Consider the following 20,020-nt stretch of genomic DNA (forward strand, 5'->3'; position numbering starts at 1 on the left):
AATATTTTTAGATAAATTTATATGGATAAACAAGGTTTTACAGTGAAAGAAATACAACGAAAATTAGAATTTTATTGTGTATATCAAGACCGTTGTCATAAAGAAGTGGAAGCAAAATTAAAAGAATATAATGCTGTTCCTGAAGTTCGAGAACTGATTTTGTTGAGTTTACTAAAAGATAATTTTTTAAACGAAGAGCGTTTTGCTAAAAGTTTTGCAAGAGGGAAATTTCGTATAAAAAAATGGGGAAAAAATAGAATTGTAAGAGAGTTAAAATTTAGAGATATTTCTCCATATAATATAAAAACGGCTTTAAAAGAAATCGATGAACAAGAATATATCGCTACATTATATGCTTTGGTTACTAAAAAAAATAACGTAATTTCTGAAACAAATAGCTTTAAAAGAAACAAAAAAATTGCCGATTATCTGTTATATCGAGGTTTTGAAAGCCATTTAATATATGAAGCCATAAACGCACTTTAAATTCTTTTTAAAATTGAAATAGACTATCTAAATTAATTTCTTCGTTAAATTGTTTTTGCGTGTATACGGTATTTATTTTATTATTGATACTTCCAAAAAGTAACAGTATTTTAGCGACTTCAATATTTATCTCCCTTGAACTAATTGCAGGAATATATGTCATATCAGCAAGTCGTAAAACTTCATTTTCAAAAACATTCATACGCGCTTTAAAAGCAGGCGTTTTAAGTGTTTCAATTGCTAAACTATCTTTTAAATTTTTAGTCAGTTCTTTTAATTCTATCGCATTATTTAAAGCTTCGGTAGGTGTCGTTTGTTCTAATTGTTTGAGCAAATCAGCAATAATAAAATACTCTTCCCAATCTTTTATTTCTTTAATAGCGTTTTTGTTTAATTGAACATATTTTAAATGTTTAACGCTACCATTCATGCCTGTTTTTTCAACAAGTGTATTTTTTGTAGTTCCTTCTTTTTTACAAGAAAAAATCATCAATATAAAAGAAAGTGAGAAATATAAAAGGTGTTTCATCAACATAAAATTAAAACTATAAAAATACAATTTTTAGCAATGTAACTTACATTACGAACAATTTAAATAGAAAGAAATATCTTTGTAATATCTTTGTAAAATAAATAATTTATCAAAATGAAAGAAGTGATAGCAAATAGTTTAGCAAAAGGAATTTCATATCATGAATATCGAGATTTAGTGAAAAATTTGCTAGAAAAAGGCAAATCAACTGGTGAAAATCAATCCGAGGAATTGTTGAATTACAGTGTGTTAAACGATAAACGAATGAAACGTTTGGATAAAACCATCAAATTAACTAATGAGGTTTTAGCAAAAATAAAAACAGTGAAAGCACCACAAACTTGGTTGGTTTTATCTGAAAGTTGGTGTGGCGATGCCGCGCAAAATTTACCTGTTATCCATAAAATGGCATCAGAAAATGAACAAATTCAATTAAAAATAGTGTTAAGAGATGAAAATCTAGCTTTGATGGACGCTTTTTTAACCAATGGAGGACGCTCAATTCCGAAATTAATTGCCTTAGATACCAATAATGAAGTCCTTGGAACTTGGGGTCCAAGACCTGAAATTGCTACCAAAATGGTTGCCGATTACAAAAAAGAACACGGAGCATTAGATGCAGAATTTAAAGAATCGTTACAGGTTTGGTACAATAAAAATAAAGGCGTAAATCTTCAAGAAAATCTTATGTCGTTGTTAAAATAACATTTCTGTATCTTTGCACTTTAAAACCAGCAATCGTTATGTTAGTCAATTTTAATACGTTATCCGAAGAAGCAAAAGTTTGGATTTATCCCTGTAATAGAAAATTTTATCCACAAGAAATTGAAGGATTAAATGAGCAATTAAAAACATTTATCGAAGGTTGGAAATCGGATGATGAAAATTTTAAAGCCTCTTTTGAAATAAAGTATAATCGATTTATTATTTTTTCAGCAGATGAAAATTCAGTGTTATCAAATGCCGATATTGATGCCCAAGTTGGTTTTATTCTACAACTACAAGCGCAGTATGAAGTGGAATTATTAGATAGAATGAATGTATGTTTTAAGCAAGGCGAATACACGCAATATAAAGAATTAAAGGACTTTAAACAGTTAATTAAAAATAAAGCGGTAACGGAAAAAACAATTGTTTTTGATAATTTAATTGAAACAAAACAAGAATTAGAAAATCATTGGGAAGTACCAATTTCTGAAAGTTGGTACAGTCGATTTTTAAAGAAAAAGAAAGCGTAATTTTAGTTTTTTTTAACTTTTTTGATAAAATAAAAACTCGAATCGCTAATTAAAATAGCCATTCGAGTTTTTTAATTATTCTGATAAATTTGCTATAAATTCATCAATACTTACGGCGTTATTTACATGAAAATCACCAATTTTAGTTCTTCTTAATGCTGATAAATGTGCGCCAGAATTTAAAGCAATTCCGAAATCATATGCTAAAGAACGAATATAAGTTCCTTTACTACAAACAACTCTAAAATCAAGATTATTGCCATCAATTTTAGTGATTTCAAAAACAGGAATCGTAATTTCTCGTGTTTTAATTTCGGTAGTTTCTCCTTTTCTTGCTAATTCATATAAGCGTATACCTTCTTTTTTGATGGCTGAAAAAATAGGCGGTTTTTGTTGAATTATGCCTGTAAATTGTTGCGTCGTTTTGTGAATTAATGCTTCAGAAATATGTTCGGTAGCAAAAGTTTCATTTATTTCGGTTTCTAAATCATAACTAGGCGTTGTTGCTCCTAAGGTGATTGTTCCCGTATATTCTTTTATTTGCGCTTGATATTGGTCAATAATTTTGGTTTTTTTACCCGTGCAAAGTATCAGTAAACCTGTTGCTAACGGATCTAAAGTTCCAGCATGCCCAACTTTAATTTTTTTGATGTTAAAGCGTTGTTTTATATGCCAACGCAATTTATTAACGACCTGAAAAGAGGTCCATTCTAAGGGTTTATCAATTAATAAAACGTGTCCATTTTGATAATCTTCTAGTGTTTTCATACTTAAAAATAACTTGAAAAAAAATTAAAAGAATAAAGAATATCCAATAGCGATTATCCCGACAACAGCACAATATATTGAAAAATAAGATAATTTACTTTTTTTAACCAAGGCAATCATCCAATTACAGGCGACTAATCCTGAAAGGAAAGCCGCAATAAAACCTGCAGATATTGGTATGATTTCCGAAGATTGAAAATTAATATCGCCACCAAGAAAATCTTTTGCTATTTTTCCAAAGATAAGTGGAACGACCATTAAAAATGAAAATCGAGCTGCTTTACTACGATCAATTCCTAATAAAACCGAAGTTGAAATCGTGGCTCCAGAACGAGAAATTCCAGGTAACATCGCAATTGCTTGCGAAATCCCGATAATTAATGAATTACTAAATGAAACTTCTTTATTGGTGTTTTTTGCTTTATCGGCAAATAATAATAAAACAGCGGTAACTAATAACATAACTCCTACAAGTAATATTTTTCCGCCAAAAAAAGATGCTAATTGTTTTTCAAATACTAATCCAATAATTACTGCTGGAAGCATCGAAATAATAATTTTTAAAGAAAATTTAAGTTCATCATTCCATTTAAATTGAAATAATCCGCTGAAAATTTCAGCAACTTCTTTTCTGAAAACAACCAACGTACTTAATGCCGTTGCAAAATGTAAAACGACTGTAAAAGTTAAACTTTCTTCAGGTATAGAGGTATCACCTAAAATGGCTTTTGCTAGTTCTAAATGTCCGCTGGATGATACAGGTAAAAATTCGGTAAGCCCTTGAATAATACCAAGGATAATAGCTTCTAATAAATTCATGCTTATTTTTTAGGGTTGGCTAAAATAGCATAAATTTCAATACCCAACCCGATAATTACCAATGTTGGTGCAAAACGAATTCTACGCCAGCTGTAAATCTCGGCATTAAAAATAGCTGGATCGTCGCTTCCACCACCTGCCATCAAAATAAATCCGAAGGCAATAATAGCCAAACCAAGCAACATGATACTATAATTTTTTTTACCAAATAAAAATACTGGTTTTTGGGCTGATTTTAAATCCTGTTTTGAAAGAGTCTCTTTTTTCATGAAAATTTTAGTAATATAAATCGTTTGTTCGTAAGTTTAAAAAACGCTGTGTGGCAAAAAAAGTGCTTATCCACGTAATGAAAAAAGCGGTAGATAACACGCCAATACCAATGTAAATTAAAGAAATATAATCAGTTAATAAACCTAAACTAGGAATTTTTTTATCAAGATAATAAATTACAATTGCCAAACCAGATAAAGCAATAATAGCACCTAAAAATCCTAATTTTATACTTTGCCAAATAAACGGTTTTCGGATAAAACTTTTCGTTGCGCCCACCATTTGCATCGTTTTTATATTAAATCGTTTCGAATAAATTGATAATCGAATAGAACTATTAATCAAAAGAATGACAATTAAACCTAAAAAACCACTTAAAACTAATAACCAAAAACTAATTCGCTGAATATTTTCGGTAAGTAATTCAACCAACGGTTTGTCATAATTTATTTCTGCAACAAGCTTATTTTTATCAAACTGTTTCTTGATAATATCCATTTTTTCAGGCGTTACAAAATCGGCTTTTAAATAAATATCAATCCCGTTTTTAAGTGGATTATCGCCTAAAAATTGTAAAAAATCTTCGCCTAAATCTTCTTTATAAATTTTAGCAGCTTCGGCTTTTGTAACGTATACTATTTTATTGGTGTACGCTTCTTTCTCAAGGGTTTCTTGAAATTTTTTGATATCTTTTTTAGCAACATCATCATTTAAAAAGAGTGTCATTACTACTTTTTCTTTAAAATGATTGGCTACTTTGGTCGATTTGAGAAGCATCAACCCTAAAACTCCCATCATAAATAACACTAAAGCGATACTAATCACGACAGAAATATACGAAGATTGTAAACGACGTTTTTGAAAAGATTCAAAAGAGTTAGACATTTAAAGGTGTTTTAAATAAAAAAATTTAGACTTTGCAAGATACAAATATTTTGTGAAATTTTGTAAAATTTTATAGCAGTAATCTCAAAAATAACAAATGAAAATAAGGCATTTTTAGCCTTTTTTAACTGATGAAAAATAAAATTTACACTCCGTAATTTTATCCTTAAATTTGCCACATGGAAGAAACGAATAGACAACGGAAAATTGCAGGAGTTTTGCAAGAAGATTTAGTAGATGTGTTGCAGCGTGCAGCACAAGATGGAATGAAAGGAGTAATTATATCGGTATCAAAAGTTTCGGTAACCGCCGATTTAGGAGTCGCTAAGGTATATTTAAGTGTTTTTCCTTCGGATAAAAGAGATGAAATCGTACAAGGAGTGGTGTCTAATACGCCATTAATTCGTCATGAATTAGCAAAACGTACTAGAAATCAATTAAGAAGAATGCCAGAATTATTGTTTTTTGGAGACGATAGTTTAGACTATATTGAAGAAATAGACAAATCGTTAAAAGGTGAAGATGTAGATCCAATTCAAAATCCAGATGTATTGCCACGTCGTCAAAAACGTTAAGTAAGTTTTACATACTTTGATTCTTATGATTCTTAAAATTTATTAAAACTTGAAATTTTCCTTATACATCGCTAAAAGATACCTGTTTTCAAAAACAAGCACCAACGCTATAAATATTATTACATTTATAGCAGTTTTTGGAGTTGTTGTTGGGGCTTTGGCGTTGTTTGTAATTTTATCAGGCTTTTCAGGATTACGAACCTTTAGCGATTCGATGTTAAATGCCTCTGATCCTGATATCAAAATAACAAGCGTACAAGGGAAATCATTTAAGTACTCTGATACTGTTCATCAAAAATTAATCGAGCATTCAGAAATAAAAACAGTATCAAAATTTATTGAAGAGCGAGTGTTTTTAAAATATAAAGATAAAAGTCAAGTAGCTTATATTAAGGGAGTTGATGATAATTATAACGGCATAATTTCGGTTGATTCACTTTTAACTGTTGGTACTTGGCTAGATCCTACCTATAAAAATACAGCGGTTATTGGCTACGGAATTTCATATAAATTATCGTTGAGCGTGTTAAATTTTGGGGAACCATTGCAAATTTTAGTACCAAAACCTGGTAAGGGATTTATAAATGTCAATAATGCTTTTCGGTCAGTATCGACACAGGTTATCGGGGCGTATTCAGGTTCAGAAGAATTTCAGAATAAATACGTTTTTACAGAATTATCTTTAGCGCAAGAGTTGTTAAATTATGATGAAAATCAAATTTCAGGAATCGAACTAAAATTACAACCAACTGTTGATTTAGATGATTTTCAACAGAAATTACAACAAAATTTAGGTACAAATTTTGAAGTAAAAACCAGAGCGCAATTAAATGCGTTGTATTATAAAGTAATTAATACCGAAAATTTTATTTCGTATTTAATTTTCACTTTGATAATTGCCATTGCGTTATTTAATGTAATCGGTTCTATTATTATGATGATTATTGATAAACGAAAAAACCTAAAAACGCTCTATAATTTAGGAGCAAGTATCGAGGAGATTAAAAAAATATTCGTGTTACAAGGTTTTTTATTGACGCTTGTAGGAATGTTTATCGGGCTTATTTTAGGTGTTTTATTAGTGATAATTCAGCAACGTTACGAACTTTTTATGATTACTCAAAATTTAGCGTATCCCGTAGAATTTAGATGGACAAATTTATTAGTTGTTATGTTTACAATTTCAATATTAGGCTATATTTCAGCAAAAATTGCGAGTTCGAGAATATCGAAAGCTTTTATTGAGAGGTAAAAATTTATAAATTTAGTGTATAAAATAGCATTAAAAAATCCTCACATATTTTGAAATAGGCGAGGATTGATAGTTTCTCTTTTTGATTTTTATTTTCTGAGTTTTCTCTGCTGTTTTCTTTCTAATTTTCGTTTTCTTTTAGCGGCTTTTTTTTGTTTTTTTAAATACTTATGATGTGCATTTACGGTTTTATTATTAATACGTCCTGTTACTTGAACATCATAGCCAAGAGATTTTAATTTCTCTTGATATTTTTTTAATTTGATTTTATCTTGTTCACATTTTACAAGTTCTTTTTTTGATTTTTCTTGCTTAACTTTTGAACATTTAACCTCTTTCCATTCAATTTTTTTGTCATACTCAAAACATCGTTCGTAGCATATTCCTGGTTTTGCGTTTCGAGGTAAATTAGAATTTTGAGCTTTTACTTGCATATTGAAGGCTAAAAAAGCGAGTAGTGTAATTATAAATTGCAATTTTTTCATTTTTCTTATTTTTTTTTAAAGATATAAATTTCTTCTAAATTAGAAAATAAAAGCGAAGTAAATACAGAAATTAAGGAAGCTTGTAAAATGTGCGAACACACAGATTCGCCCCTACAATGATTAATGTAAGGGCAGACCTATGTGTCTGCCCCTTTTTTATTTATTACTTAATATCAGGAATAATCATATTTCCAAATTTTGCTTCTACTTCATCAAGAGCTTTAAAAACATCTTCTGGAGCATCCGAAGTAACCATTTTCATTCTATGTTCTTTAAAATGTGGAATTCCTTTAAAGTAATTGGTGTAATGTCTTCGTGTTTCAAAAACACCTAAAATATCGCCTTTCCAGTCGATAGCCATTTGTAAATGTCTACGAGCCATTTCTACACGTTGTGCGATGTTTGGTTTTGCTAAATATTCACCTGTTTTAAAAAAGTGCTTTATTTCATTAAAAAACCACGGATAACCAATCGAAGCTCTTCCAATCATACAGCCGTCTAAACCATAAACATCACGCATTCTCATGGCTTTTTCAGGAGTATCCACATCACCATTTCCAAACACAGGAATGTGCATTCTTGGGTTATTTTTCACCTCGGCAATTGGCGCCCAATTTGCTTCGCCTTTATACATTTGTGCGCGGGTTCTTCCGTGGATAGAAATCGCTGCACAGCCAACATCTTGGAGGCGTTCGGCAACTTCTACAATTTTAATAGAAGCATCATCCCAACCTAAACGAGTTTTAACGGTAATTGGTAAATTCGTATGTTTTACCATGGCTTCGGTTAGGGAAACCATTAAATCTATATCTTTTAAAATACCTGCGCCTGCACCTTTTGAAACTACTTTTTTAACAGGACAACCGAAATTAATATCAATAATATCAGGGTTTGATTTTTCAACAATTGCTACGGATTGTAGCATCGATTCTAAATTTGCACCAAATATTTGAATCCCAACAGGACGTTCTTTTTCGTAAATATCTAATTTCATAACGCTTTTTGCCGCATCACGAATCAATCCTTCCGAAGAAATAAATTCAGTATAAACTACATCTGCACCATTTTCTTTGCATAAAGCTCTAAAAGGTGGATCACTCACATCTTCCATCGGCGCTAATAATAGCGGAAAATCAGGAAGTTCTATATTGCCAATTTTTATCAAAATTTTATATTTTATTTACCTAATTCGGTTATTTTTTTCTCGTATAATTTTTTACTTTCTGTAACGGCAATATTTAATTCTTGCATAATTCCGTCCACTCTTTGTTCAATACTTTTCATCTGCCCGTTAATAGAATCGAAGGAATTTAGTGCTGCTGCAACTTCTAAAGCTTTTACAATTTCAACAGCATCAGTATGTAAAAGTCTTAATTTTTGTATTGCTTTTGAAGTATTATTTAGCGTTGTATTATAATTCTTTTTTGCTTTATTGATAGCCGATAAAAGCGTAGTTTTAGTAGTAACATCGCTTAAACTATTGCTTTGCGTTTCCATCGCCATAAATAAATTGGAAGCCTTTGTTTTTAAGTCTTCAAATTCTTTATTAAGATTATTGACTTTTCTATTAACTTTTTCCCAATCGCCATAAACTCGGGCAAATTCTTTGTCTTCATTTTTGGCATCTTCTAACGCTAATTTTAAGGCTCCTAAAGAATTTAAACCTTTGGTGATTTTTTTGTTAGCGGTTTCTTTTTTGCTTTCGAAAGTAGAAACTTGTGATTTGAATTTTTCTTTCAAGCGAATTAAATCTTCAGGACTTCTATCTTTCCAACAAGAAGTTAATAGCAATAATAATCCAGCAAATAGCAGTATTTTTTTAGACATCTGTAAAAAAAATTATTTATTTAATTGATGCAAAGATACAATAGAAGAAATAAAAAAAAATTGTGTAAAAATTAATATTTTTTAATGCATAAATTTTTAATTGTACAACGTTTTTCAATAAAGTATCTTTGTCAGTCATAAGAGGTTAGAAATACGACGAATGAAGAAAATTAGAAATTTTTGCATTATTGCACATATTGATCACGGTAAAAGTACACTTGCCGATAGATTATTAGATTATACAGGAGCTGTTACTGAAAGAGAAAAGAAATCACAGTTATTAGATAGCATGGATTTGGAGCGTGAACGTGGTATTACCATTAAATCACACGCCATTCAAATGGACTATACTTTTGAAGGCGAAGATTATATTCTAAATTTAATTGATACGCCTGGTCACGTAGATTTTTCGTATGAAGTATCTCGTTCGATTGCTGCTTGTGAAGGTGCATTGTTAATTGTTGATGCAGCACAAAGTATTCAGGCACAAACAATTTCTAATTTATATCTAGCCTTAGATAATGACTTAGAAATTATTCCAGTATTAAATAAAGTTGATTTACCATCGGCAAATCCTGAAGAAGTTACCGATGATATTGTTGATTTATTAGGCTGTGAACCAGAAGATGTAATTCACGCAAGTGGAAAAACAGGTTTTGGAGTTGATAAAATTTTAGAAGCAATCATTAATAAAATTCCTGCGCCGTCAGGAAATCCTGATGCGCCTTTAAAAGCGTTAATTTTTGATTCTGTTTACAATTCTTATCGAGGAATTGAAACCTATTTTAGAGTAATTGATGGTTCTATTAAAAAGAATCAGCGTATTCAATTTATGTCAACAGGAACGGAATATAAAGCCGATGAAGTTGGTACTTTAAAGCTAGAACAAGTTGTTAAGCAAGAAGTGAAAACAGGAGATGTAGGGTATTTAATTACAGGAATTAAAGTTGCAAAAGAAGTAAAAGTAGGAGATACAATTACTGATTTTGAAAACCCAACAGAAAGCCTTATTGATGGTTTTGAAGATGTGAAGCCAATGGTTTTTGCAGGTATTTATCCTGTAGATACAGAGGATTACGAAGAATTACGTAATTCAATGGAAAAATTACAATTAAATGATGCTTCTTTGGTATTTCAACCAGAAAGTTCAGCAGCATTAGGTTTTGGTTTTCGATGTGGATTCTTAGGAATGTTACACATGGAAATTATCCAAGAACGTTTAGAACGTGAATTTAATATGACTGTAATTACGACCGTTCCCAACGTTTCTTATCACGCATATACCAAGAAAAATCCGACAGAAATAGTATTATTAAATAATCCGACAGATTTACCAGATCCGTCAAGATTAGAAAAAGTGGAAGAACCTTTTATTAAAGCAACAATTATTACAAAGTCTGACTTTGTTGGACAAGTAATGTCGCTTTGTATTGAAAAAAGAGGGGAAATAGTAAATCAAACGTATTTAACTACAGAAAGAGTTGAATTAACTTTTGATATGCCTTTAGCAGAAATCGTATTTGATTTTTACGATCGTTTAAAAACAGTTTCAAAAGGATATGCTTCTTTTGATTATTCGCCAATCGGAATGCGAACTTCAAAATTAGTTCGTGTTGATATTCTATTAAATGGACAACCTGTAGATGCACTTTCAGCCTTATTACATGCAGATAACGCCTATACAATCGGTAAAAAAATTGTAGAAAAATTAAAAGAATTAATCCCAAGACAGCAGTTTGATATTCCTATTCAGGCGGCAATTGGTGCGAAAATTATCGCTAGAGAAACGACTAAAGCGTTGCGTAAAGATGTAACGGCAAAATGTTATGGTGGAGATATTTCACGTAAACGTAAGTTATTAGAAAAACAGAAAAAAGGTAAGAAAAGAATGCGTCAGGTTGGTAATGTAGAAATTCCTCAAGAAGCATTTATGGCTGTTTTAAAATTGAATGATTAATAAAATTATCAAAATAAAAGTAAAACTAAAAAGCACTCCTTATATAAGGAGTGCTTTTTCAGTTATAATAAATGCTAAAAGCATCTGCGATACTAATCTCTATTTCCTAGAATTTGTGATCCCCAATATAATAACATGGCTAACGAACCTAAAGCGGCAACTAAATAGGTTCTTGCTGCCCATTTTAAAGCATCTTCAGAACCTGCTAATTCCTCTCGAGTTACGATGTGTTTATCTTCTAACCAAGCCAAGGCTCTGTTACTTGCATCATATTCAACAGGCAAAGTTACAAAACTGAATAAGGTACCAACTGCCATAAATACCAATCCTGCAACAGCGATATAAAAACCAATTCCTGTATTTCCAGAAGCGGCACCAAAGGCGATTCCACCAATAACCATCCATTGCGAATATTTAGAAGTAATATTTACCATCGGTACTAATTTTGAACGCATTTGTAAATATTGATATGCTCTAGCATGTTGCACAGCATGTCCAACTTCGTGCGCTGCCACGGCTGCTGAAGCGGCATTTCGTTGGTTATAAACACCTTCACTTAAATTAACCGTTTTATTCTGCGGATTGTAATGATCGGTAAGCATTCCTGGCGTAGAAATTACTTTTACGTCATTAATTCCGTGATCATCTAACATTTTTTGTGCTATTTCAGCCCCACTCATGCCATTTTTTAAATGAACTTGCGAGTATTTCTTAAATTTTCGTTTAAGCATATTACTTACTAACCAGCTACATAGCGAAATAATTCCTATGAGTACATAAAATCCGATCATAAATTATGTTGTTTTAAAAGTTTGTATTGTTTTGTTTGATAAATTTACAACATAAATTATTCCATAATTAAATTATTTATCAAATAATATACTAAATTTAGTATAAAAGTGTCAAAATGTCAAAAAATAAAAAAAAACCTACAATTTTAATAGTGTATACAGGAGGAACTATTGGTATGGTTAAAGATTATAAAACAGGCGCTTTAAAAGCATTTGATTTTAGTCAAATATCTAGTAAAATTCCCGAATTACAACAATTGCATTGTGAAATTTCAACAATTTCATTTGAAGAACCTATTGATTCATCAAATATGAATGTGAATTATTATGTTGATATCGCTCAAATTATTGCCGATAATTATGATAAATTTGATGGTTTTGTAGTATTAACAGGTTCTGATACCATGTCATATACGTCATCAGCAATTAGTTTTATGTTGGAGAATTTGCAAAAACCAGTGATTTTTACAGGTTCGCAATTACCAATCGGTGATTTACGAACAGATGCTAAAGAGAATTTAATTACTTCGATACAAGTAGCATCCACCTATAAAAAAGGAAAACCCGTAGTGCAAGAAGTTGGGCTGTATTTTGAATACAAATTATACCGAGCTAACAGAACTACCAAAATAAATGCCGAACAATTTGAAGCTTTTGCTTCGATGAATTATCCGCCTTTAGCGATAAGTGGCGTGCATTTAAATTTTGATTATCCAGTATTACTTAAAACATCTAAAGAAAAAGAAGATAAACAACTTATCTTTAGAAAAAAATTAGATAATAATGTAGCAATTTTAAAATTATTTCCAGGAATAACAGCGTCAGTTGTGGAAAGTTTTATAAATATTCCGAATTTGAAAGGAATTATTCTAGAAACCTACGGATCAGGAAATGCCCCCACCGAAAAATGGTTTATAAATTTGATTGAAAAAGCAATATCGAAAGGAATTCATATTGTAAATGTAACGCAATGTGCTGGTGGAAGTGTTATTTTAGGGCATTATGAAACCAGTTCCGACCTAAAACGCATCGGAATTATTGACGGAAAAGACATTACCACAGAGACTGCCGTTGCTAAAATGATGTATTTATTAGGTGAAAAATTATCAAAAAAAGAATTTAAACATTATTTTGAAACATCGTTACGAGGGGAAATTAATTAAATGACATTTTTTTAACTAAATTTATGACGATAACTACCTGAAATCGTTATAGAAACAAAAATGTTTTATAAATAACCTTAAATTTTTTAATGTACCAACATTTTTTTGTTACTTGGCACTCTGAAAATTAAACTTTATCAAATAAATAAAAATCACTTATTTGTAAAAATTTAAGTTTTTTCTAGTAAAATTTGTATTTTTAACCCATTAACTATTTAAAATTAATTATAACAAAATGAAGAAAGTAGTAAATTTCCTAACTGTTGCAGGATTTATGTTTTTAGGGGCTATTCAGTCAACTTATGCTCAAGAAGCAGAAAAAACTTTTCACCAAGAGTTAAAACAACGTTTTATTGAAGGAGATCCTCAGTTTATGGGTATCGTATTAGTTGCATTAATTTTAGGATTAGCAATTGCAATTGAAAGAATTATTTATTTAAACATGGCTACAACCAATACTAAGAAATTAGTAGAAAGTGTAGATGAAGCTTTAAGTTCTGGTGGTATTGAAGCTGCTAAAGAGGTTTGTAGAAATACAAAAGGACCTGTTGCTTCTATCTTTTTCCAAGGATTAGAAAGAGCTGACGAAGGTTTAGAAGCTGCTGAAAAAGCCGTAGTAGGTTATGGTGGTGTACAAATGGGATTATTAGAGAAAAATGTTTCTTGGTTATCTTTATTTATTGCATTAGCTCCGATGTTAGGGTTCATGGGTACTGTAATTGGTATGATTGAAGCTTTTGATAAAATCGCAGTAGCAAATGATATTTCTCCAGCCGTAGTAGCAGGTGGTATTAAAATTGCACTTTTAACAACTGTATTTGGTCTTGTTGCAGCAATTATTTTACAGATTTTTTATAATTACATCGTTTCTAAAATTGATAGTATTGTAAATAATATGGAAGATGCTTCAATTTCGTTAATCGACTTACTTGCTAAGTATAAAAAATAATCAATCGTATGAATAATAAAATATTAACATTACTTGTAGCGGCAATATCACTTATCGGTGTTGCGTTATTTGTAAACGTTGTAATAATAGACAAAGAAAACGTAGAAGCGGTTTCTAACGCTGTTTCTCCTTTAGTAAGTTATTCATATTATTTACTAATTGTAATTGTAATTGTAGCTGTAGTAATTTCACTATTGAGTATGCTTAAAAACCCTGCCGCATTAAAGAAAACTTTATTAGGTGTTTTAGTTTTAGGAGTACTTTTAGTAGTGTCATATATGCTGTCTTCTGACAGTCAAGTATTAGGTCCTGATGCAGGAGTATTAGTTGCAGCAGGAAGTACTTCTAAATGGGTAGGAACAGGAATTAGTTTTACCTTGATTTTAGGTGCAATTGCAGGAGCATTTTTTGTAGTAGATTTATTAAAAGGAATCGTTAAATCATAAGTAAATATGGCAAGAAGAGAAAACCCAGAAATTAATGCAGGTTCTATGGCAGATATTGCATTCTTGCTACTTATCTTTTTCCTTGTAACAACAACAATGGATGTAGATTCAGGTATCCCTAAAAAGTTAGCTGAAAAATCAGACGTTGTACCACCTATTGTAAAAGAGAAAAACATTTTTCAAGTAAGTATTAACAGAAACAATCAGTTATTCGTAGAGAATGAAGGAATGGAGTTAAGAGACTTAAAAGATGCGGCTGTTAAATTTATAGATAACGGTGGAGGTGTTGGTAACCCAATGCCTGGGAAAGAAGCAGGTACATCTTGTAATTATTGTAAAGGAGCTAAAGATCCAGCTTCTTCAGATCATCCAAATAAAGCCATTATCTCTGTTGAAAGTGATAGAGGTACTGAGTTTGGAATGTATGTAGCTGTTCAAAATGAATTGTTAAAAGCCTATGCTGAATTACGTAATAGATTATGTCAAGAAAAATACGGCATGAGCTTTACAGAATTAGAGAAATCTTTTACAGCAGGAGCAAGAAAAGACGACTCATTAAGAAAAAAAGTAGAAGATATTAAGAATAGTTATCCTCAAATTATATCGGATACTGAGCCAACAAATGTTCAATAGTATTAAAACAATTTAAGTATGTCTAAATTTAAAAATAAGAAAAAAGAGATGCCAGCAGTGAATACTTCTTCACTTCCTGATATTGTTTTTATGTTATTATTCTTTTTCATGGTAACAACGGTAATGAGAGAAAGTGATTTAGCAATCGAAAATCCTCGTTTACCTAGTGCAAGTGAAGTAAAGAAACTAGAACGTAAAAGTTTAGTGAGCACTATTTATGTTGGTAAAGCTAAAGATGCTAAATATGGAAAGGGATATAATAGAATTCAGTTAAACGATAAGATTGCCACACCTGATGATGTGCCTTCTTTTATTTTCTTAGAAAGAGGAAATGTATCGGAAGCTGAAGTACCTTTTATGACCACTTCTATAAAAATGGATAAAGAGTCAAGTGTTGGTACATTATCTGATATTCGTGAGAAATTAAGAGACGTAAATGCGCTTAAATTAAGTTTATCTACGCATAAATCAGCAGATATTAAAAAGTAATTACTTTTTAATATAAATAAAAAAAGGACAATCATTTTGATTGTCCTTTTTTTGTGTAAAATAACGTACATTTAGCGAACTTTAACAAGTATTAGTCAAGTTCCAAGATTTATTATTATGAAAAATAGTTTCATTTTATACCTGTTTTTTTTATCAATAAGTATGTTTTCTCAAAAGGATTCGCTACAAATTGGCGATTCTTACTGGGAAGATCAACTGTATTTAAATATTTCATTTACCGCCTTAACAAATCAGCCTCAAAAACTTGATAAAAAGTTACATAAAAGTGGTTTTTCTTTTGGGTTTTCAGCTGGATATATTAGGGATATTCCTGTTGTAAAAAGCGGTAAAATTGCGATTGGTATCGGTTTAGGCTATGGTTTTGATTCTTTTAATCATAGTTTAAAAGTGATTGAAGGCGATCCTAATGGTTTTAAAATTGACAAAAATATTAGTACCAATAAACTAAAAACACATAATATTGAAATTCCTATTCAGTTTCGATTACGAACATCTACTCAAAATAGTTATGCTTTTTGGAGACTTTATACAGGAATTAAATTCAGTTATAATTTAAAAAACACCTTTAGTTATATGGAATCAGATTCAGAAATAAGTTTATCAAATTTAGCTGAATATCATACATTTCAAACAGGTTTAACGCTGTCAGCAGGCTATAAAACGTTTAATTTTCATGCCTATTATGGAATAACGCCTATCTTGAAAAATACGTATTTACATGCTCATAAAATTAAAACTAATATTGTACGTATTGGTTTGAGTTTTTATTTATTATAAAATATAATAAGCAAAAAAAGGACTGGCTATTCCAATAAAAAAACCAAGATATACTTCTTTAACAGTATGTGCTTTTAAGCGGAGTCTAGCACTTGCTAAAACTCCTGAAAGCAATATAAATACCATACTTATTGGAAGTGTGTATATGTTATGGATTTGCTGAAAAAGCATGAAATATCCAATAATTGCGCCCATTGAAAGTAGGTGTAAACTCGCTTTTATTTTTGTTACAAAAAGAATATAAATAAATCCTAAGCCAAATACAACGCCAAAAAAAAGATAGCTTAAATCTTTAATACTTGTGATTTCTAAGAAAAATTTTCCTAGTAAAAAAAGTAACGACATCATAAAGAAAACGGGTATTTTACGTTCTTCAATACTATGTACTTCGTACGATTTTATATAGCCAATTGCTTTTAAAAAAAGCAATAATAGTATAGGAATAATATAGGTAGCAACAAATACAACGCCGAGCATCATATATTGTTGATAACGGCTTAAATTAATCGGTGTTAACATAAAATACAGCAACATTCCTATTGTTGGTATCACAATAGGATGTAAAATTGTTGATATAAATTTAGCCCAACGCATTATATTTCTTTACGTAATCTAGCTACGGGAATATCTAATTGTTCTCGATATTTAGCAACGGTTCTACGGGCAATTAAATAGCCTTTTTCTTTTAAAAGAATTGATAATTTCTGATCTGTAAGAGGTTTTCGTTTGTCTTCTTCTTGAATAACGGTTTCTAGAATTTTTTTAATTTCACGAGTAGAAACATCTTCTCCTTGATCATTTTTCATTGATTCAGAGAAAAACAATTTTATTAATTTTGTTCCGTAAGGCGTTGCGACATATTTACTGTTGGCAACTCTAGAAACGGTAGAAATATCCATGTTAATTTCCTCGGCAATATCTTTTAAAATCATTGGTTTTAGCTTGCGTTCATCACCTGTTAAAAAATAAGCTTCCTGACGCTTCATAATAGCATTCATCGTAATTAGCAAGGTTTGTTGTCGTTGTTTTATCGCGTCGATAAACCATTTTGCGGCATCTAATTTTTGCTTGATAAACATTACGGCATCTTTTTGCGTTTTGCTTTTCTTTGTAGCATCGCTATAGCCTTTAAGCATGTTATTATATTCACGAGAAACGTGTAATTCTGGTGCGTTTCTAGAGTTTAAGGTAAGATCGAGCGTTCCATCAATAATTTGTATGGAAAAATCGGGTACTATTTGTTCTGCAAATTTATTATTTCCAGCGTAGGAGCTACCTGGTTTTGGGTTTAATCGTGCAATTTCTTCAATTACTTCTTTTAGTTTTTCTTCACTGATTGTAAACTTTTCGAGTAATTTTTTATAGTGTTTTTTTACAAAATGATCAAAAGCATCTTCAAGAATAGCAATGGCTAATGTTCTTGTTTCTTTTGCTGATTTCGCTTTTAATTGAATAATTAAACATTCTTTTAAGTTACGAGCACCAATTCCGATAGGGTCTAGTTTTTGAATTACATTTTTTAAAATAGCGATTACATTTTCTTCTGATGTAAAAATATTTTGTGTAAATGCTAAATCATCTACTAAATCAATAATTTCTCTACGAATATAACCACTATCATCAAGGCTTCCTACTAGAAACTCTGCAATAGCACGTTCTTCTTCGTTAATAGGATAGGTTGTTAATTGATTATTTAATGATTGATGAAAGCTAGTTCCTGAAGCATAGGGAATTTGTTTTTCTTCATCATCTGCCGAATAATTGTTCGCTTGTGTTTTATAACTAGGATATTCATCATCACTTAAATACTCATCAATATTGATGTCATCCGTATCTATTTTTTCATTTCCATCATCGTAATCTTCGGCATCTGTTAGGGTGTCTTCAAAGTTTTCAGGCTCTTCTTTACCCGTATCTAGTGCTGGATTTTCTTCAATTTCTTGCTTTAAACGCTCTTCAAATGCTTGTGTAGGCAATTGAATTAACTTCATCAACTGAATTTGTTGAGGCGATAACTTTTGAAGTAACTTATAATGTAAACCTTGTTTTAGCATACTTACAAATATATGAAATTAAGCACAAAAAAAAATCGTCATTCTGTGAGGAATGACGATTCGTATCTTTAAAAAAGATATATATTAAAATTCTGCATTTTGTGGTGTTCTTGGGAAAGGAATTACGTCACGAATATTGCTCATTCCTGTGGTGAATAAAACCAAACGTTCAAAGCCTAAACCAAATCCTGAATGTACTGCTGTTCCGAATTTACGAGTATCTAGATACCACCATAATTCTTCTTCGTCAATGTTTAAATCTGCCATTTTAGCTTTTAAAACATCTAAACGTTCTTCTCTTTGTGATCCTCCAACCATTTCTCCAATTCCTGGGAATAAAACATCCATAGCACGAACTGTTTTACCATCGTCATTTAAACGCATGTAAAATGCTTTAATTTTTGCAGGATAATCGAATAAAATAACAGGACATTTAAAGTGTTTTTCTACTAAATAACGCTCATGTTCCGATTGTAAATCAACACCCCATTCAGTAATAGGAAATTGAAATTTCTTCTTTTTATTAGGCTTCGAATTGCGTAAAATATCAAAAGCTTCGGTATAAGAAACACGTTTAAAGTTGTTGTTCGCTACAAAGTTTAATTTTTCAAGTAAGCCCATTTCGCTACGTTCAGCTTGTGGTTTTGTTTTTTCTTCTTGCGTTAAACGATTGTCTAAAAAGGCTAAATCATCTTTACAGTTTTCTAAAACATATCCTAAAACTGATTTGATAAAATCTTCAGATAAATCCATATTGGCATCTAAATCATTAAATGCAACTTCAGGTTCAATCATCCAAAATTCGGCTAAATGACGTGTTGTATTTGAGTTCTCAGCTCTAAAAGTAGGACCAAAAGTATATACTTTTCCTAATGCCATCGCGTAGGTTTCAGCCTCTAACTGTCCAGAAACGGTTAAATTTGTTTCTTTTCCGAAGAAATCTTGTGTATAATCAATTTCTCCTGCTTCGTTTAACGGTGCTTTATTGGTATCAAAATTAGATACGTGGAACATTTCTCCAGCACCTTCAGCGTCAGAACCTGTAATAATAGGCGTATTTACGTAGTTGAAACCATTTTCTTGAAAGTATTTATGTACACCAAAAGATAATGCCGAACGAACTCTCATTACCGCACTAAATGTATTTGTTCTGATACGTAAATGTGCATTTTCTCTTAAAAACTCTAAGCTATGTTTTTTTGGCTGAATTGGGTATTCATCAGGATTTGAATCGCCTAAAATTTCTAGTTTTGTAACTGTAATTTCTACCGACTGTCCTTTTCCTTGACTCTCTGTTAAGGTTCCCGTAATGCTTACGGCAGCACTTGTTGTGATTCTTTTTAAAAGTTCTTCCTCTGTATTTTCAAAATCTACAACACATTGAATATTATTAATGGTAGATCCATCATTTAAAGCAATAAAACGATTGCTTCTAAAGGTTCTAACCCATCCTTTTACGTGTACTTCTTGTAAAAATTTATCAGAATGTAATAATTCTTTAACGCTACTTCTTTTCATCTTTTAAAAATTGAATAGCAAAGATACTTTTTTACAAAGAATTTAGCAATTTTGCTATTTAAAATAAAATAAAAATCAGTTTCTC

24 protein-coding genes are annotated in these 20,020 nt (G+C 30.8%); 12 read left to right on the plus strand and 12 right to left on the minus strand.

What is annotated here, in order from left to right; all coding sequences use genetic code 11:
- Positions 1–21: 21 nt before the first annotated feature.
- Positions 22–486: a regulatory protein RecX gene (locus tag L0U72_RS04480; protein WP_233884602.1), complete on the plus strand. Its 465-nt coding sequence runs from the start codon at positions 22–24 to the stop codon at positions 484–486.
- Positions 487–493: 7 nt separating this feature from the next.
- Here the strand turns inward: L0U72_RS04480 and L0U72_RS04485 are convergent, their stop codons facing one another.
- Entirely contained in the window at positions 494–1,015 is a 522-nt protein-coding gene (locus L0U72_RS04485) for a hypothetical protein (protein WP_233897898.1), read from the minus strand.
- Positions 1,016–1,132: 117 nt separating this feature from the next.
- On the opposite strand from L0U72_RS04485, the gene L0U72_RS04490 reads away from it, so the two are divergent.
- On the plus strand, positions 1,133–1,723 hold the full coding sequence (locus tag L0U72_RS04490; protein WP_233898523.1) for a thioredoxin family protein: 591 nt from the start codon (positions 1,133–1,135) through the stop codon (positions 1,721–1,723).
- A 38-nt stretch (positions 1,724–1,761) separates the two neighbouring features.
- Positions 1,762–2,256 (plus strand): ABC transporter ATPase, encoded by a 495-nt coding sequence (locus tag L0U72_RS04495; RefSeq protein ID WP_101917771.1) that lies wholly within the window; start codon positions 1,762–1,764, stop codon positions 2,254–2,256.
- Between the two features lie 75 nt (positions 2,257–2,331).
- Here L0U72_RS04495 and truB read toward each other — a convergent pair whose 3' ends face one another.
- Genes truB through L0U72_RS04515 form a run of 4 tightly spaced genes read right to left on the minus strand, consistent with a single transcriptional unit; the run spans position 2,332 to position 4,998 of the window.
- Complete coding sequence (gene truB / locus L0U72_RS04500) at positions 2,332–3,024, minus strand: tRNA pseudouridine(55) synthase TruB (protein ID WP_193706514.1); 693 nt, start codon at positions 3,022–3,024, stop codon at positions 2,332–2,334.
- A 24-nt stretch (positions 3,025–3,048) separates the two neighbouring features.
- A complete protein-coding gene (locus L0U72_RS04505; protein WP_233897896.1) occupies positions 3,049–3,843 on the minus strand; it encodes an undecaprenyl-diphosphate phosphatase in 795 nt (264 codons plus the stop codon).
- Between the two features lie 2 nt (positions 3,844–3,845).
- Positions 3,846–4,112 carry a DUF3098 domain-containing protein gene (locus L0U72_RS04510; protein ID WP_233884594.1) on the minus strand — a complete coding sequence of 89 codons (267 nt, stop codon included), beginning with the start codon at positions 4,110–4,112 and terminating at the stop codon, positions 3,846–3,848.
- A 7-nt stretch (positions 4,113–4,119) separates the two neighbouring features.
- Positions 4,120–4,998: a cell division protein FtsX gene (locus L0U72_RS04515; protein WP_101917767.1), complete on the minus strand. Its 879-nt coding sequence runs from the start codon at positions 4,996–4,998 to the stop codon at positions 4,120–4,122.
- Positions 4,999–5,177: 179 nt separating this feature from the next.
- On the opposite strand from L0U72_RS04515, the gene rbfA reads away from it, so the two are divergent.
- Both rbfA and L0U72_RS04525 read left to right on the plus strand, forming a co-directional pair.
- Positions 5,178–5,573, plus strand: a complete 396-nt coding sequence (gene rbfA / locus L0U72_RS04520) for a 30S ribosome-binding factor RbfA (RefSeq protein ID WP_101917766.1) — start codon at positions 5,178–5,180, stop codon at positions 5,571–5,573.
- Positions 5,574–5,622: 49 nt separating this feature from the next.
- On the plus strand, positions 5,623–6,825 hold the full coding sequence (locus L0U72_RS04525) for an ABC transporter permease (RefSeq protein WP_233898524.1): 1,203 nt from the start codon (positions 5,623–5,625) through the stop codon (positions 6,823–6,825).
- Between the two features lie 89 nt (positions 6,826–6,914).
- On the opposite strand, the gene L0U72_RS04530 is transcribed toward L0U72_RS04525, so the two are convergent.
- The 3 genes from L0U72_RS04530 to L0U72_RS04540 all read right to left on the minus strand — a co-directional run bounded on the left by L0U72_RS04530 (position 6,915) and on the right by L0U72_RS04540 (position 9,137).
- Positions 6,915–7,310, minus strand: a complete 396-nt coding sequence (locus tag L0U72_RS04530; protein ID WP_233898525.1) for a hypothetical protein — start codon at positions 7,308–7,310, stop codon at positions 6,915–6,917.
- Between the two features lie 163 nt (positions 7,311–7,473).
- Positions 7,474–8,475, minus strand: coding sequence for a tRNA dihydrouridine synthase DusB (gene dusB, locus L0U72_RS04535; protein WP_233898526.1), 1,002 nt, complete (start codon positions 8,473–8,475; stop codon positions 7,474–7,476).
- An 11-nt stretch (positions 8,476–8,486) separates the two neighbouring features.
- Positions 8,487–9,137, minus strand: coding sequence for a hypothetical protein (locus tag L0U72_RS04540; protein WP_233898527.1), 651 nt, complete (start codon positions 9,135–9,137; stop codon positions 8,487–8,489).
- Between the two features lie 160 nt (positions 9,138–9,297).
- On the opposite strand from L0U72_RS04540, the gene lepA reads away from it, so the two are divergent.
- The gene (lepA, locus tag L0U72_RS04545; protein WP_233884574.1) at positions 9,298–11,094 is read left to right on the plus strand and encodes a translation elongation factor 4; all 1,797 of its coding nucleotides are present in this window, start codon (positions 9,298–9,300) and stop codon (positions 11,092–11,094) included.
- A gap of 92 nt (positions 11,095–11,186) precedes the next feature.
- Here the strand turns inward: lepA and L0U72_RS04550 are convergent, their stop codons facing one another.
- Complete coding sequence (locus L0U72_RS04550; RefSeq protein WP_233898528.1) at positions 11,187–11,885, minus strand: zinc metallopeptidase; 699 nt, start codon at positions 11,883–11,885, stop codon at positions 11,187–11,189.
- Between the two features lie 116 nt (positions 11,886–12,001).
- Between L0U72_RS04550 and L0U72_RS04555 the strand changes: the two genes are divergently transcribed.
- From L0U72_RS04555 to L0U72_RS04580, 6 genes are all read left to right on the plus strand, one after another.
- Complete coding sequence (locus tag L0U72_RS04555; RefSeq protein WP_233884567.1) at positions 12,002–13,048, plus strand: asparaginase; 1,047 nt, start codon at positions 12,002–12,004, stop codon at positions 13,046–13,048.
- A gap of 235 nt (positions 13,049–13,283) precedes the next feature.
- Positions 13,284–13,997, plus strand: coding sequence for a MotA/TolQ/ExbB proton channel family protein (locus tag L0U72_RS04560; RefSeq protein ID WP_101917758.1), 714 nt, complete (start codon positions 13,284–13,286; stop codon positions 13,995–13,997).
- A gap of 8 nt (positions 13,998–14,005) precedes the next feature.
- On the plus strand, positions 14,006–14,443 hold the full coding sequence (locus L0U72_RS04565; protein ID WP_101917757.1) for a hypothetical protein: 438 nt from the start codon (positions 14,006–14,008) through the stop codon (positions 14,441–14,443).
- A gap of 6 nt (positions 14,444–14,449) precedes the next feature.
- A complete protein-coding gene (locus L0U72_RS04570; protein WP_101917756.1) occupies positions 14,450–15,076 on the plus strand; it encodes an ExbD/TolR family protein in 627 nt (208 codons plus the stop codon).
- Between the two features lie 18 nt (positions 15,077–15,094).
- Positions 15,095–15,565 (plus strand): ExbD/TolR family protein, encoded by a 471-nt coding sequence (locus L0U72_RS04575; RefSeq protein ID WP_233884565.1) that lies wholly within the window; start codon positions 15,095–15,097, stop codon positions 15,563–15,565.
- Between the two features lie 162 nt (positions 15,566–15,727).
- The gene (locus L0U72_RS04580) at positions 15,728–16,363 is read left to right on the plus strand and encodes a porin family protein (RefSeq protein WP_233898529.1); all 636 of its coding nucleotides are present in this window, start codon (positions 15,728–15,730) and stop codon (positions 16,361–16,363) included.
- Here L0U72_RS04580 and L0U72_RS04585 read toward each other — a convergent pair.
- From L0U72_RS04585 to asnS, 3 genes are all read right to left on the minus strand, one after another.
- On the minus strand, positions 16,358–16,957 hold the full coding sequence (locus L0U72_RS04585; RefSeq protein WP_233898530.1) for a hypothetical protein: 600 nt from the start codon (positions 16,955–16,957) through the stop codon (positions 16,358–16,360). The two genes, L0U72_RS04580 and L0U72_RS04585, sit on opposite strands and share 6 nt — an antisense overlap.
- A complete protein-coding gene (rpoN, locus tag L0U72_RS04590) occupies positions 16,957–18,417 on the minus strand; it encodes an RNA polymerase factor sigma-54 (RefSeq protein WP_101917752.1) in 1,461 nt (486 codons plus the stop codon). The genes L0U72_RS04585 and rpoN overlap by 1 nt, the downstream gene beginning before the upstream one ends.
- An 84-nt stretch (positions 18,418–18,501) precedes the next feature.
- Positions 18,502–19,935, minus strand: a complete 1,434-nt coding sequence (gene asnS / locus L0U72_RS04595) for an asparagine--tRNA ligase (protein WP_193700082.1) — start codon at positions 19,933–19,935, stop codon at positions 18,502–18,504.
- Between the last annotated feature and the right edge of the window lie 85 nt (positions 19,936–20,020).

Origin of the sequence: Tenacibaculum piscium, assembly GCF_021390755.1 — a bacterium.
GTDB classification, from domain to species: domain Bacteria; phylum Bacteroidota; class Bacteroidia; order Flavobacteriales; family Flavobacteriaceae; genus Polaribacter; species Polaribacter piscius.